The sequence below is a fragment of the Veillonella sp. genome, assembly GCF_018364065.1.
Lineage (GTDB): Bacteria > Bacillota > Negativicutes > Veillonellales > Veillonellaceae > Veillonella_A.
In genome coordinates, this window is record NZ_JAGZMO010000002.1 from 168562 (window position 1) to 184283 (window position 15722).

Genomic DNA, 15722 nt, shown 5'->3' on the forward strand with positions numbered 1-15722 from the left:
GCCTATGCTTATCCATCCGGCAACTTAGAACAAGCCTGTACGTTTGCCATAGTGCTTGGAGTCACCGTTTTGTTTCCAGCCCACCATGTCTCCGATAGACATAACGCGGCGAGTGAGGCAGTCCTTACATTTATCCGCATTGTCATCAACGCAAGGTTTGTTATCGTATAACAAGTATTTCGCGCGATGTTCAGGAACCGTAATAATCGGCATTAAAATGTTAGCCCCTGCAGCCAGACCTTTTTCACGACCCAATTTGTCCAACGCCTGTAACGCCGTTGTTGCTGCAATGTTAACGTCTTTTAAGAATAAACGCGTTAGCGCAATCATTTTAAGGCCTAACTGAATGCGGCGATTTTTGCCTTCTTCGCTATCAAGCCCCTGTGCCAATGCTTCCTGTCCAAGCGGCGTGTCATGATGCACTACATACGGTCCCATACCGATCATATCGATATCCATGTCGCGGTAGAATAAAATGTCGTTCACCAAGTCTTCTTCGGTCTGTCCCGGCAAGCCGATCATAACGCCCGTACCTACTTGGAAACCTACACGACGCAATGCTTTCAGGCAATTTACACGCGTTTCAAAGGAGTGAAGTTCATCTTTCGGATGGATCTTTTCGTAAAGCTCCTTATTAGTCGTTTCAATACGCAACAAATAACGGCTTGCACCTGCTTCCACCATGCGGCGATAAGACTCTTTCGTCTGTTCGCCCACACACATTGTGATACCCAAGGAACCATCACCGATAGCCTTAATGTCGCGAATTAAATCCACCACATAGTCTACAAAGGCCGGATCATTGCGTTCACCGGACTGCAAAGTAATGGAACCGTACTCATGATCGTACGCCCATTTTGCCATCATTAAAATATCTTCGCGGCTCATGTCAAAACGTTCCGTCTTGTCGTTGTCGCGACGAATCCCGCAATATTCGCAGTTCTTGATGCAGCGGTTGGAGAACTCGATAAGCCCGCGGTAATACGCTACTTTATCTACATATTTCGCCTTTACTTCATAGGCTTTTTTATAAATAGCCTGCAATGTTTCCTCATCGGTGACCTGCATGAGCGCATGAAGCTCATCCACCGTAAGCCATTCATTGCCGACTAAATCTTTTTTTAAAATGTCTTGTACTGTCATAGCTACCCTTGTGCCTTTACTCTATTGGTTAATCTAAAATTTACGATATAATACACCCTATATTATATTACATAAACGCATGTTTTTTCCAGTATCATGCATTTTTTAGTATACCTATATTGTCTAGTACCTATGCCATAATTAACTTTTAACGGAACGCATAACTAATCATGCAAATTTACGGCACATATTATTTACACGTCACGCATAATAACTATTAATTATTTTGTACAATTAGTCTTCCAATGCACCGAGGAAATCTAATGCATACAGAGCGTATAATTCAGCCCCTACTTTTAATGCATCTTCATCGATATTGAAGTGACCATTATGATGTGGCCAACAAGCACCTTTTGCTTCATTTTCGGCCCCTACATAGGCAAATGCTCCTGGTACTACCTTCATATATGCCGCAAAATCTTCACCAATACAACGTTTTGGCTCATTGAATACTTGATCGTCCCCAAATGCTTTAGCTGCCAATTTACGAACACGGCTTGCCTCTGTAGGATTATTATCTACTACATCTGTGCCATATTCATATGAGAACGCAGCTGTACCGCCATACATGTGAGCTGTATCATTAGCAAAAGTACGCAATCTTTCTTCTACTAACGTGCGATCATGTTCGGAGAATGTACGTACAGTACCTTCTAAATAAGCTTCTCCGGAAATAACGTTAAAGCGCGTACCTGATACAAGTTTACCTACGGTAACAACAGCAGTGTCAAGTGGATTAATATTACGGGACACAATAGTCTGTACATTAGATACGAAGGCCGCTGCCATAACGGTTGCATCTATAGCTGTTTCAGGGACAGCACCATGACCGCCCTTACCTGTAAAAGTAACACGGAACACATCGCAAGCAGCCATACATGGACCGTCAATGCAAGATACCAGGCCGGCTTTTAATGGGGACCAAATATGTTCACCGAAAATTCCATCTACACCTTCCAAAGCGCCTTGTTCAATCATAAGTTTTGCACCGGCCGCAGCTTCTTCAGCTGGTTGGAAAATAATACGTACTGTACCATTAAAACGATCACGTACTGCATGAAGCACTTTAACAGCAGTTAACAACATAGCCATATGGCTATCGTGGCCACATGCGTGCATCTTGCCATCCGCCTTAGATTTATAAGGCAAATCTTTATTAATTTCTTCTACAGGAAGTGCATCGATATCAGCTCGAAGAGCCACAGTTTTTCCCGGACCTTTACCAACAATATCCGCAATGAGACCTGTCGGTTTAGTCAAGCGATATGGTATACCCAATGTATCTAACTCAGCCGCTAATGTTTTCGTCGTTTCAAACTCTTCCAAAGATAATTCTGGATGCTCGTGGAAATGACGACGGTGATTTATTAATTCTTCTTCCTTAGCTAAAATCAAATCTTTTACTTCGCTGTGTTTCATAGTACTACTCCTTTTGTCCACACGATGCCTTAGTTAGCTCCGCAGGACATATAAAACTCTCTTAAATTCTCTTTATGTTCTTTATTGTATCACTTGACGGAGAATTGTAAATTGCTTAATTCATACTTTTTTAATCTGATATAGTCAACACTACAACACTCTCGACTTACCCGTGCAACCAATTTACCATCAACCCGGCCAATACAACAGACACGATAGTTACGGTAATAAAACCGGCTACCAGCATAGGTGGCAGCATGTGATGCGTTAAAATGGCGCGTTCCTTAGGATCATCTGTTAATGATGTAATAACTTCCATTGTAATTACGTAATCGGCGGGGAATCCATACAATGCAGTTAACGATGTAGCAAAAGCAAGTTCTTTTGATACACCGACCAGACGACCAACAATAATCGAGAATACGTACATACCAACGACACCAATGACTATAATAACAAGTAATGGGTACATGAGTTCTAAAATCATACTAGGTGTAGCCTGTTTTAAAGTATCAAAAATGAACAGCATTAAGCTTAACAAACAGAAACCGAATCCCCCGGCAGACTGCAGACAATTTGTTTCCAAAAAGCCAATTGACTTGCCAATAATCCCAAAGAGCAAACACAATACAAACGCATTTACCTTCAATCCTAATGCGGCAAAACCTGCAGATGCTAAAAAGGCTAAAGCTGCACAGAAAGCCAAACGGAAAAATTTAAAATAGGCAGTATTACAAATATGCGGTGCACGTCTGAATAGTTTAGCAGGCTTATCATCTGATGATTTAGTAGGATCATCTGTATCAGACTCATTTGTAAGCTCGCCATTACGATATTGTTTAATTAGTCGAAGGCCCTCTTTTTTTAACATGATTGATGTAAGCGGATAGCCCGCAAAACCTTGAATTACATAAATTAATACAGCCAATACTGCCAAGCTGGTCAATCCTAATTCCTTAGCTCCGTTACTCATAATCAATGACGATACGATGCCGCCTACTAGTGGTGGAGTCGCAACAACGACCGTATTCCAATCTAAGAAATGAACAGCAATAAAAAGCAAAAATACTGAGATACCAGCAATCCCTGCCAAGGCAATTACTATAATCTTCCACTGTTTCATTAATTCTTTTATAGATAATAACGTTCCCATATTAGTAATCAACAACGCCATCATCATTGTAGCTGTTACTGCAGGAACCCCTGCCTTTGCAACAGCATCTTTAGGCAAAAACGTCCAATATGCCAGCAAAAACAATACTGCTGTAATGAATACAGACGGAATCCAGGCCTTCGTTTTAATTGAAATAACTTCGCCTATAAATAACATTAGTATGAGGATTGACAATAATCCCATTTGCGATGAAATAAATAACTCCATAGCGTTACCCCTTTTCTCTCTACTCTACCCATCTTTCTCAAAATATAAACAGTGTAAATACAATTAACATGTATTCCCGGGCTCTCAATAAGTACCGGCTTTCATCTCATGACATCTTTACAATTGCTTCCCCATAATCAACTTAATTAAATGACTACAAATTTCGATAACCCCACTTTATCGAACATGAATTGCAAAAGTGTACATCGTATAAAAACATCTGTTTATATCTAATAATGATAGCACAGTGAGTCTACTAGGTCAACAATCATCATGAATTTGATAAATCCATGACTATAAAATATTTGCCATTCTTTCCTATGGATGATAGAGTTATGATTAGATGGCACAGACCGTGCCGAGTTTCTGTTAGGGATATAGAAAAGAGGGTACTTATGAACTTACAAGAATTATTTGAAACACGCCGTACTTACCGTCGTTTCGATCAGACAAAATTAATTCCTCAAGCGGTTATCGATGATATCAAAAATGCCTTGCGCCTCTCTTCCTGCGCTGTCAATCGTCAAGCATTGCGCTACATTTTCGTTCGCTCTCAAGACGTTATCAGTCAGCTTTTCGACTACACTCATTGGGCCGGTGCATTACCTCCTGAATTAGGCCAACCAAAAGAAGGCGAAAAACCGACATTACTGGTTTTCATTACCCTGCCTAAAGCATTAAAATCCGCCAACACGGACATTGACGCAGGTATTGCCATGGCAAACAGCACGATGGCTGCCTGGAATCATGGCGTTGGCAGCTGTATCCTTAAAAATTTGAACTACAACGAAATTAAAGAAGTACTCGGTTTAGGCGAAGATGTAGAATTGCACAGCATGATCGGCTTCGGCTATCCAACACACAAATCTACCGTTGTGCCAATGAAAAACGGCGAATTCAAATACTACATTGACGACAATCGCGACTACTATGTGCCAAAATTGAGCGTTGATGAACTTGTAAAAGAGATCTTATAAGTCGTTTCAATGCAATGATCATCAAAAATACAATAATCAATGAAGCTATAAGTTTCGTATAAAATGATGGTATAAAACTTTAAAATTCTCACCATATACATAAAGAAATCCGGGCTATTTTAGCCCGGATTTTTCTCTTATATAACTCATTTATGACGTTTATAGGTTACAGTCAACGGTTCTGTCAGTTCGTTTGGCAAGTCGCCCTCTCGCACGAAATCGGAGATTTCATCCGGCAAGTCAAGCCAGGAAGTGCACCGATTTTCCACCATGTAGTGCGCAATTCGGCCTCGCATCTGCTTGGACGATGTACTCAACTGACGCCAAGTACCATCTTTTTCTTCCAGAAATTCTACCGTTACCATATGCGGATGATCCACAATAGAACTGTATTCCTTAGATGCCACATTAAGCAACCAATCTTCCTTTGCCAATTCCGTGTTGACCAATTCCGACCATTTCGCAGCCAGATTCGTCCCCATCCCTTTGTAAATGTTATCTATAAAGTCGAGACGATAATCCGTGATGGCACTCAACGGTGCCACCAAACCGTACAAGGCGGATAGAATATACACATGGTCAGCTCCGAACGCTTTACCTTCGTCGCTGAGCCCTTTCCAGTCAAAGTTTTTAAAGGCCAATCCCGAGTACGACTCCGCCGCCGTTCCTACCGGTGCGTCCGCAAACTGTTGGTAAAACGCAAACCAATCGGCCCCTTTATCGCCTTTTAACTTCAAGGCCTTCGCGAAGGCGGCGCTGTCCATTTGTTGTATATGCGTTACAATTTCCTTGGTCAACGCCTCATTGAAGACACCTTGCTTCGGTGTACCCGTCAAAGTCTTCGTTTTGCTGGGAGACAATAATATTTTCATACACAACTCTCTTTCCTAACAGCCTGTCTTTTAGCAAATTCCATTATGCCACAGCCAACAGATAGAAGTTCATCCCTGTTACAATGATGCCGATAATCCAAAGCATTATGGCCGTAGACGGTCTGTTTTTATATTCGCCCATGATTCGTTCCGAGCCGGTTAAGTAGAGCTGCAAGAAAATCGTAAGTGGCAACTGAAGACTTAAGAACATTTGCGAGATGAGCAATGCTTTAAAGGAGTCTTCAATAAACAGAATCAGACCGAGAGCCGGTACGTACGTCAATGCCAAGCCGATGCGGCTGTGCATATCTTTCATGTCATAGGATTCACCGAACATACCTGCAAATATGCTGGCTCCCGCCATGCCTGCCGTAGCAGACGATGCCAAGCCTGCAAATAATAATGCCAACGCAAAAATAGTCCCTGCCGATGGTCCGATAAGCGGTACGAGCAATTCTTTTGCCTGTTCCAGCTCTTCAACCATGATGCCTTCCTGGAAGAAGGTGGCCGCCGCTAAAATGATCATAGCGGAGTTAATAGCCCAACCAATCCCCATGGAAAAAATAGTGTCCAAGAATTCGTAACGAAGGCGTTTTTTCATAACTTCCGGATCTTTTTTATTAAATTCCCGGCTCTGAATAATTTCAGAGTGAAGGAATAAATTGTGCGGCATAATAACGGCACCCAAAATACTGAGCACTACCAACATGGATTCGTTCGGCAATACAGGATTCACCCAGCCGAGCCCCGCTTCCGCCCAGTTAATATCAACCATTGAAAGCTCCGCCAAATAGGCCAAAGCAATCAAGGAAACGAAACCGGCAATTACCTTCTCCAATTTGCTGTAGGAGTTAGTTAACAGCATGACCGTACATACGATGGCCGTCAATACGGAGCCGATAAATAACGGTATGCCGAAGAGCATTTTTAAGGCGATGGCGGCCCCTATAAATTCAGCTAAGGCCGTAGCCGCAGCCGCCAATCCGGCGGTGCTGAGCAGTGTTCTGGACAACCAGCGCGGTAATGCATCATAGGCGCATTCCGACAAGCATCGTCCGGTTACAATTCCCAAGTGGGCCACATTGTGTTGCAATAAAATGAGCATAATCGTCGACAATGTTACAACCCAAAGCAAATCATAACCGAACATGGCACCGGCCGCTAAATTGGCAGCCCAGTTGCCCGGATCAATAAATCCCACGGTTACGATAATCCCCGGTCCGATATAACGGAACACCTCGGATACATGCCGACCGCTCTGATGCACTGTATTCAACTTATCTTTTATACGTGAAAGCCACATTCCCTTCTCCATTCCATCCCAAAGGAGCCACGCTCCTTCACAATTAACTAACACACTATATGCCTTTGCATATAAACCTTACTGCACATAACTTAATATGCGTCATCGTTTCTTAACTTCTTTTAAGTTCTTTTAACTGTTTTAATTCGATTGAGTTTCGCCACCGGTTGGAGCTACATTAGCCTGCACTTCACTACCATTTGTTGCTGTACCGGCTTGAGCTTCGCTACTATTTGGTGCTGCACCGGCTTGAGCATCGCTACCATTTGGGGCTGCACCGGCTTGAGCATCGCTGCCCTTATCGGCTTTAGTCTGCTCTTTAGCAGCCTGCTTGTCAGCTTTAGCCTGTTCTTTGGCGGCTTTCTTGTCAGCTTTTGCCTTTTCCTCAGCTTCTTTCTTCTGCTGTTCTGCTACCATTTTTTCCAGGCGTTTACGAGATTCTTTTGCTTCTTTATCAGCTTTGGCAATCTCCATCTTACCTACTTTGTCATATAACATATCAGGCGCCGCTACGCCGTTTGTGGAAATAACAAATCCCACGCGGGCACGATAGTCAGACTTGTCTCGGTTGGATGTGCGGAAACGCACGTCGCCACCTACAGCTACATGGCGATTTTCTACCTCAAGATCGTCTACTTTTTTATCTAAATCTTCTTTTGTCAAAGCCTTATGCTCTACATCAACGTCATCCTGATGGCCTTTAGCACGAATTTCCTGCTCACGGTTGTAAGCCATCAATTCATCTCTAAATTCACTATACAGACGAATCGCAATATTTTTATCTGATTCATTCATTTGTTCACGTTTTTCTACTACTTCCGCCACTAACGGAGTCAACTCATAACGTGTATATGTTTGGCCTTCCAAAGAGAGACCTTTCGTATCCGTAATAGCGCCATGACGAATTAGAGTTTGAATGGCCTGATACGACCAATCTTCAGGCGTTACATCAGCCCAAATATCAGCGGATGCACTCACATTCATAAAAGAACCGGCACAAAACGCAGCAGCAATTAATAGGCGTGATAATTTCATAGTAATCCTCCTCTAAAATACATTCATATGTATTTTAACAACAACATTATAACATGTATATTTGCATTTTTCTATAATTAATTGAAATTGATTATCAACCGACAATGACGTATTTAACATACCTCCAAATAAAAAAACTATGGTTCTTTTAGGCATATATACTTTATTAAACCACAAAAGTATAAAAACCAAATTAAGAACCATAGTTTTCTTTTATATAAATACCCTTACCTTTTATATAAATACCCTTACATTATAAGACTTATATAAATATTTCTTACTTTATAAGATTGGCACTCATGAATACTACTCCATGCCCTTCATAGCGGCCGCTTTCATGGCGCCCACGTACTCATGCAAAGCTTCGTCTGCATTGTCCCCATGTTGCGCAATGATATTTACGATTGCCGAGCCTACGATAACCCCATCGCTGAGTCGCGCCATCGTTTCCGCCTGAGCGGGCTCCGCAATACCGAAACCGATAGCTACCGGCACATCGGTGTAGCGTTTTATTTGCCCCACCAACTCGTGTATATCCGTCGTTATTTCTTTGCGCATCCCTGTAACCCCCAAGGACGATACGCAGTAGATAAAGCCCTGCGCCTCTTTGGCGATCATTTCAATGCGCTGCGCCGATGTTGGTGCAATCAGAGAGATGAGTGCCACACCGAATTCATCGGCTTGAGCAGATAAGGTATCTTTTTCTTCAAATGGCATATCCGGCACGATTAATCCGCGCACATTCAGCTCTTTACAGCGTTTGAAGAAACGCTCCGCTCCATAAACGAACACAGGATTTAAGTAAGTCATAAATACTAATGGAATCGTCACGGTACGTCGTACTTTTTCCACCATATCAAAGATTTTATCCATAGTCGTACCCGCTTTGAGAGCCCGCTCCGACGCGGCCTGAATTACCGGGCCTTCTGCTGCAGGATCAGAGAATGGAATGCCCACTTCAATTAAGTCAGCACCCGCATCAGCCATCACTTCAATGTAGCGTGCCGTTGCATCCAGGTTCGGATCGCCTGCAGTCAAGAACGCAATGAAGCTCTTTTTATTTTCAAAGGCACAGGCAATATCATACGAGTCGCCGCCCTGTTGTACTTTTATTTCCTCGATCTTATTCATACATGTTCATCCCCCTGTAACGAGCCATAGCCGCCACGTCTTTATCACCGCGACCGGACAGGCAAATAATGATGGAATCGTCTTTGCTCATGGCAGGTGCCACCTTCATAGCATATGCCACGGCGTGAGCACTTTCGATGGCCGGAATAATACCTTCTGTGCGAGATAAATATTCGAAAGCGTCTACCGCCTCATCATCAGTAACCGGTACATAGGATGCACGATGAATGTCATGCAGGTACGCATGTTCAGGCCCTACACCGGGATAGTCGAGACCGGCGGAAATGGAGTATACCGGTGCGATTTGACCGTATTCGTCCTGTACGAAATAAGAACGCATGCCGTGAAAAATGCCCGGAGTCCCTTTCGCAATCGTCGCCGCATGTTCGCCGCTTTCAATGCCTCGGCCCGCCGCTTCACAACCTACGAGCGCCACATCTTTATCGTCAATAAAATGATGAAACATACCGATCGCATTACTGCCGCCGCCTACACAGGCAATTACCATCTTCGGCAACTTGCCTTCCGCTTCTAAAATCTGAGCACGCGCTTCGCGGCTAATAATGCTTTGAAAATCGCGTACGATTAGCGGGAATGGATGAGGACCCACAGCAGAGCCCATAGCATAATACGTATCATCAACGCGGCGCGTCCATTCACGAAGCGCCTCATTAACTGCATCTTTCAATGTCATAGTTCCCGTCGTTACCGGATGCACCTTCGCGCCCAAAAGCTCCATGCGATACACATTAAGCGCTTGGCGCTCCGTATCTTCCTTGCCCATGAACACTTCGCATTCCATATCAAGCAAAGCTGCCGCTGTCGCTGCCGCCACACCATGTTGGCCTGCACCGGTTTCAGCGATGATTCGCTTTTTCCCCATCCGTTTCGCCAACAAAACCTGGCCCAACACATTATTGATTTTATGAGAACCGGTGTGGTTTAAATCTTCTCGTTTTAAATACACCTTGGCGCCCCCAAGCTGTTCCGTCATTTTCTTTGCAAAATATAGCAATGACGGACGGCCTGTATATTGAACCTGTAATGTTTCCAGCTCTTTTACAAAGTCCGGATCATTACGATACTTTTTATACCCCTCTTCAACTTCAAGCACTGCATTGATTAGGGTTTCCGGTATAAATTGGCCGCCATGATTCCCATAGCGCCCTTTATGTTTAACATCTGCCACAATAATCGCCTCTCTCTTTATCTAGCACGCAATTCACATGCGCTCCTCTATCTTATGCGCCGCGAACTTTTCGAAGCACGCGCAAATATTCGTTAATTTTATGACGGTCTTTCTTGCCGTCCGTTTCCACACCGCTGCTCACGTCCACCGCGTATGGCCGAACCGTGCGTATAGCTCGCGCCACATTTTTTACGGTCAATCCGCCGGCCAGAATAAACGGTTTCGTACATTCCTGTAAAAGGGACCAGTCAAAATGCTGCCCCGTGCCGCCATGCTGACCTGCCACATAGGAGTCAAACAGGATTAAATCCGCTACGGAATGATTCCATGCCACCACATCGTTTACATCGCGGACCCGCACAGCTTTCCAAATGCGGGCCGTCGTCAGTTTACGAAGGGCCTTAATATCTTCTTCCGTCTCATCACCGCTGAGCTGAATAATCTTGAGTGGAATCGTTTCCGCCAAGTGAGCCATTCGTTCAATAGACTCGTTCACGAATACCCCCACCGACTGAATCTGTGGTGCCAATCGGGATACCAAGTTTCGTGCATCCTGCGGCGTTACCTGCCGAGGACTTTCGGCAAACACAAAGCCTGCGTAAGCGGGCCGTGCGGTTGGATTGTTTACCGTGGCGATATCTTCATTTCGGAACAGTCCGCAAATCTTCGCCTGTACCCCTCGCATTGGCCCATATAGTTCTGCCAAGGCCGCAATTTTGTCATCTGCTCGCATGAATCGTTCACCGATCAGTGCGGCATGTATTCCGTTTTCTTCCAAGGCCTTCACATCGTCTCGTGTATTAATGCCACTTTCGGATACGCAAATAATATGTCCCGGAATCAATTGACGGAGGCGGATACTGTTATTAATATCAACGGTAAAATCTCGCAAGTCCCGATTATTAATGCCGATAATTGCCGGGTTTAACTTGAGTGCCCGTTCAATTTCCTCTTCATTGTGCGTTTCCACCAAACAAGACAATCCCAAACTGCGAGCCAAATCATAGAAATGTTTCAGTTCTTCATCAGTCAGTACATTGCAGAGTAATAAAATAGCCGATGCACCGAGCAGTTTGCTTCGATAAATCTGGCATTCATCAACGATAAAGTCTTTTTGAAGAACCGGAATATCTACGGCTTCCGCTATCTGCTGCAAATATACTTCATCCCCTTGGAAGAACTCCGGCTCCGTCAACACGGAAATCGCGGCGGCGCCTGCTTTTTCATAAGTCTGCCCAATCTCCAAATACGGGAAATCTTCAGCAATAACGCCCTTTGATGGAGATGCTTTTTTCACTTCGCAAATAAAATTCATTTGAGCTGCGCCCAAGGCTCTTTCAAAAGGAAAGGTGAACGGACCTGCGCTCAGTTCTTGTTTCACCAACTCTTCCGCCGCGCGTTTATCGGATTCGAATGATTCTGCTTTTAAGGCGGCCACACGAACGCGCGTGCGGGAAACTATATCATCTAAAATCATGGAACACCTCATTATTAACACTAAAAATCTATTCTTTAGGAATTGAAATTAACAGTCACTTGAATAAATAACTAATCTATGTGAATCAAACTCTACTCTATATGTGTTAGAAATCGGGTCAGTATGAATTAATTGTCTAATCCGTATAACCTCAAAATTTTATTGATTCGTCGCTGCAATAAAGCGGTTCAACACATTCATGGCCGAACCGTCATCGATTAAACGTTCCGCCATGCGGATGCCATCCTCAATGGATACATTCGGCAAGGTTAAATGGAAGCCCATACCGGCATTCAGCACTACGGCCTGACGGCGCGGCCCTTTCTCACCACTTAGCACGGAGCGGGTAATGTCCGCATTTACCGCTGCATCGCCACCTACTAATTCGGCGCGCTGTGCATAGTCAAAGTTATAATCTTTCGGATCCAACAAATACGTTTTCAACGTGCCATGGTCGATTTCGCAAACCTTCGTCGGTGCACAGGCCGTAATTTCATCAAGGCCGTCCATACCGTATACAACGGCACCGCGTTCAACCCCCAAGTTCACCAGTACCTTTGCCAACGGCTCTACCAAAGCTTCGTCATACACGCCCATAAGCTGCTTGGTCGCACCGGCCGGATTGGTTAAAGGCCCTAACACATTAAACACTGTGCGGATGCCCAAGGCTTTACGAACCGGGCCTGCATATTTCATAGACCGATGGTATACAGGGGCAAACATAAAGCACATGCCCACTTGATTGAGCACATCTTCATTAGCATCAGGCTGCACTTCCAGCTTAACACCCAGTGCTTCCAGGCAGTCAGCGGCGCCGCATTTGCTCGATACGCTGCGATTGCCATGCTTTGCCACCTTCACACCGCCGGCGGCGATAACCAAGCCTGCCGTAGTGGAAATATTGAACGTATTTGCCTTATCGCCACCGGTGCCTACAATTTCAAATACTTCATCATCATGAGTGAGGCGTAAGGCCTTCGCGCGCATTGCTTCCGCAAATCCGGTGATTTCTTCCACCGTTTCCCCCTTCACGCGCAGGGCCGTTAAAAATCCGCCTAACTGTACATCATTTACTTCGCCGCTCATTATGGAGCTCATTACATCAAAGGCCACTGCCTTACTTAAATCCTGTTTATCTACAATCGTTTCAATGGCTTGCTTTATCATGGGGACCCACACTCTCTTTCTTTTTATCGTCTCAAGTAGAAATTATTTTTCTTGCTTCTCTTATTTCTCTAGTTTTTGTATTTTCTCAAATTACTCTTAGCTTTATTTCCTTTTTTGCTTTTAACGTTCTATGTATTCAGTCTATGTGGAGCTTGGTATTAACGCTCTATATGTTTGATTTATGTTCAACCTATATGGAACGCTCTACTACAGTGCGAGGAAGTTTCGCATCATCTGCTCCCCTTCCGGTGTCAAAATGGATTCCGGATGGAATTGAAGGCCATATATAGGAAGTTCTTTATGTTCCATGGCCATAATTTCGCCATCGTCGGTTTGCGCCGTTACCACCAAGTCATCCGGAACGGTGTCAGGATCGATTGCCAAGGAGTGATAACGGGCCCCCTGGAAAATTGGGGCTATGTTTGTAAATAACGGCGATTCTTCAACTTGCCGTATCATACTGGATTTACCATGCATGACTGTTTTCGCATAACTTACTGTTGCACCCAGCGCTTCACCCAGTGCCTGATGCCCCAGACAAACGCCTAAGAGCGGTGTGGTTACTTTCTCTTTCACCATATATTGGAGCAAGTCTTCATACACCCCCGCTTTATCCGGCCGTCCCGGTCCCGGCGACAACACGATATGGTCAGGCTCCAGTTCCATGATTTCATCTACCGTAAGTTCATCACTGCGAATTACTTTTATATCACTGTTAATCGTTCCCATTAGTTGGAACAGATTAAAAGAAAAGCTGTCATAATTATCAATCAACAATATCATAGGTTGTCACCTCCCGGCCCCGTCGAATGGCCTCAATCATGGATCGCGCCTTATTGCGCGTTTCTTCATATTCTTTCCGTGGCACGCTGTCTCGTACAATGCCTGCGCCGTCTCTCACTTCCACCACGCCATCTTTGGCCACCGCCATGCGGATGCCGATGCAAGTGTCCATATTACCGGTCATACTCAGGTATCCGATAGCACCTGCATAAACACCGCGCTTCGATGGTTCTAATTCCTGTAAAATTTGCACCGCTCTAATTTTAGGTGCCCCCGATAAAGTACCGGCCGGCAACGTCGCTTTTAGCGCATCCAATGCATCATATTGTGCTTGCAACGTACCTGTTACAGCGGAGCAAATATGCATTACATGAGAGAATCGCTGCACTTCACGCAAGGTCGTTACCTTTACTGAGCCAAACTCACTGACACGGCCCAAATCGTTGCGTCCCAGGTCAACCAACATGTTATGTTCCGCCAATTCTTTTTCGTCATTCTTTAAAATCTCTTCGTAGCGTTCATCTTCTTCCGGAGTGGCACCACGCGGCATAGTTCCTGCTATCGGGAATGTATCGATGCGGCGACCGGTTACTTTTACAAGTGTTTCCGGAGATGCGCCGGTCAACTCCAACGATGGACTGCTTAGGTAGAACATGTACGGCGAAGGATTCATGGTGCGCAACACGCGATAGGCATTTAAGAGGCTGCCCTTAAACGGAGCACGTCGTGCATTGGATAAGACGCCTTGGAAGATATCCCCTTCCTGAATATGCTGTTTCACCGTGCCTACGGCTTTTATAAACTGATCTTCGTTATATTCGTCTTCAAAGTCACCGAGCAATTCGCCACCTGGCACGTCAGCTTCTTCACCGGTAGCCAGCAAGCGTGCTAAACTGTCCAGCTCTGTCTGCGCCTTATAGTAATTCGTTTCCAACTCATCCGTACCAATATTGGCGATGAGGATAATTTTCTTTTTATAGTGATCGATGGCAACCACTTTATCGAACAACAACATGTCTACGTCGTTGAGTTGAGGTATTAATGACGGATTGTTGCCATTTACTTGTGCATCATGATTTTCTTCTGATTGAAGGTTGTCTTGCGTCCCCTCTGATTGAATGCCGTTTTGTTCCGACTCAATTCGTTTTTGTTGTGCCTCAAAGCCGGCTCGCAAGCTCGGTTCGCTGTACTTGATGTATTCGTATCCGAAGTATCCTACAAGGCCGCCTGTAAATGGTGGCAGCCCCGGGATAATCGGGCTTTTATATTCGCTCATAATGCGGCGAATCACTTCGTTCGGATCCGCCTGCTCGTACACTTGAGTTATGGCCCCTTTTACAGTAACTCGTCCATCTTTACAAGCCACCTCCAGCACCGGATCAAACCCTAAGAAGGAGTAGCGTCCCCATTGTTCTTTATTGTCTGCACTTTCTAACAGAAACGCTGTCTTACTGACACGCTTTAGCACTTTTAAAATACTGATTGTCGTCCGAATGTCGGAAAAGATTTCCTTGTACACCGGAACTTTCGGATATGCCCCCACATATGCCTGTAGGTCTTCTAACTTCAACTGTGCCATCATAGCCTCCTCATAGGTATAAAAAAACGCCCTCAGCAACAAACTGTTGCCAAGGGCGGGTTAGACTTTATTAACGCCTGTCTTTACTACCTGTAACGCTGAACCTCTGTGGATCACATCGATTCTTTATGTATTCCCCATACATCGTTACCGGCGATTGAAAACAAAACGTGCTGTCTGTACTCGCGGTACCACCTTGATTGGATTTTCATCCCACTTCGCAGGGTACTAACATACCCCTCACTGTTAACGCCAATGTCGCGTCG

The 15722-nt window shown here is 44.6% G+C and carries 13 protein-coding genes; 1 reads left to right on the forward strand and 12 read right to left on the reverse strand.

Annotated features, from left to right (window positions below; translation table 11 throughout):
- Nucleotides 1–24: 24 nt before the first annotated feature.
- The 3 genes from hydE to KHZ77_RS02695 form a co-directional block, all read right to left on the reverse strand.
- Complete coding sequence (hydE, locus tag KHZ77_RS02685) at nucleotides 25–1143, reverse strand: [FeFe] hydrogenase H-cluster radical SAM maturase HydE (protein ID WP_295195471.1); 1119 nt, start codon at nucleotides 1141–1143, stop codon at nucleotides 25–27.
- Between the two features lie 234 nt (nucleotides 1144–1377).
- Complete coding sequence (locus KHZ77_RS02690) at nucleotides 1378–2562, reverse strand: amidohydrolase (RefSeq protein ID WP_295195473.1); 1185 nt, start codon at nucleotides 2560–2562, stop codon at nucleotides 1378–1380.
- A gap of 166 nt (nucleotides 2563–2728) precedes the next feature.
- Complete coding sequence (locus KHZ77_RS02695) at nucleotides 2729–3943, reverse strand: hypothetical protein (protein ID WP_295195475.1); 1215 nt, start codon at nucleotides 3941–3943, stop codon at nucleotides 2729–2731.
- Between the two features lie 395 nt (nucleotides 3944–4338).
- Between KHZ77_RS02695 and KHZ77_RS02700 the strand changes: the two genes are divergently transcribed.
- On the forward strand, nucleotides 4339–4920 hold the full coding sequence (locus KHZ77_RS02700; RefSeq protein WP_295195477.1) for a nitroreductase family protein: 582 nt from the start codon (nucleotides 4339–4341) through the stop codon (nucleotides 4918–4920).
- Nucleotides 4921–5066: 146 nt separating this feature from the next.
- Here the strand turns inward: KHZ77_RS02700 and KHZ77_RS02705 are convergent, their stop codons facing one another.
- The 9 genes from KHZ77_RS02705 to KHZ77_RS02745 form a co-directional block, all read right to left on the reverse strand.
- A complete protein-coding gene (locus KHZ77_RS02705) occupies nucleotides 5067–5792 on the reverse strand; it encodes a YaaA family protein (RefSeq protein WP_295195479.1) in 726 nt (241 codons plus the stop codon).
- A gap of 43 nt (nucleotides 5793–5835) precedes the next feature.
- Nucleotides 5836–7095, reverse strand: a complete 1260-nt coding sequence (locus KHZ77_RS02710) for an Nramp family divalent metal transporter (RefSeq protein ID WP_295195480.1) — start codon at nucleotides 7093–7095, stop codon at nucleotides 5836–5838.
- A 141-nt stretch (nucleotides 7096–7236) separates the two neighbouring features.
- Nucleotides 7237–8130 carry a hypothetical protein gene (locus tag KHZ77_RS02715; RefSeq protein ID WP_295195481.1) on the reverse strand — a complete coding sequence of 298 codons (894 nt, stop codon included), beginning with the start codon at nucleotides 8128–8130 and terminating at the stop codon, nucleotides 7237–7239.
- Between the two features lie 306 nt (nucleotides 8131–8436).
- Complete coding sequence (gene trpA / locus KHZ77_RS02720) at nucleotides 8437–9261, reverse strand: tryptophan synthase subunit alpha (RefSeq protein WP_295195483.1); 825 nt, start codon at nucleotides 9259–9261, stop codon at nucleotides 8437–8439.
- Nucleotides 9254–10450, reverse strand: a complete 1197-nt coding sequence (gene trpB, locus KHZ77_RS02725; RefSeq protein WP_295195485.1) for a tryptophan synthase subunit beta — start codon at nucleotides 10448–10450, stop codon at nucleotides 9254–9256. Before trpB ends, trpA begins: the two co-directional genes overlap by 8 nt.
- A 52-nt stretch (nucleotides 10451–10502) precedes the next feature.
- A complete protein-coding gene (gene trpCF / locus KHZ77_RS02730; protein ID WP_295195487.1) occupies nucleotides 10503–11927 on the reverse strand; it encodes a bifunctional indole-3-glycerol-phosphate synthase TrpC/phosphoribosylanthranilate isomerase TrpF in 1425 nt (474 codons plus the stop codon).
- Between the two features lie 159 nt (nucleotides 11928–12086).
- Nucleotides 12087–13094 carry an anthranilate phosphoribosyltransferase gene (trpD, locus tag KHZ77_RS02735; RefSeq protein WP_295195488.1) on the reverse strand — a complete coding sequence of 336 codons (1008 nt, stop codon included), beginning with the start codon at nucleotides 13092–13094 and terminating at the stop codon, nucleotides 12087–12089.
- Nucleotides 13095–13301: 207 nt separating this feature from the next.
- Nucleotides 13302–13877, reverse strand: coding sequence for an aminodeoxychorismate/anthranilate synthase component II (locus KHZ77_RS02740; RefSeq protein ID WP_295195490.1), 576 nt, complete (start codon nucleotides 13875–13877; stop codon nucleotides 13302–13304).
- Nucleotides 13861–15456, reverse strand: a complete 1596-nt coding sequence (locus tag KHZ77_RS02745; RefSeq protein WP_295195491.1) for a chorismate-binding protein — start codon at nucleotides 15454–15456, stop codon at nucleotides 13861–13863. The genes KHZ77_RS02740 and KHZ77_RS02745 overlap by 17 nt, the downstream gene beginning before the upstream one ends.
- Nucleotides 15457–15722: the final 266 nt, after the last annotated feature.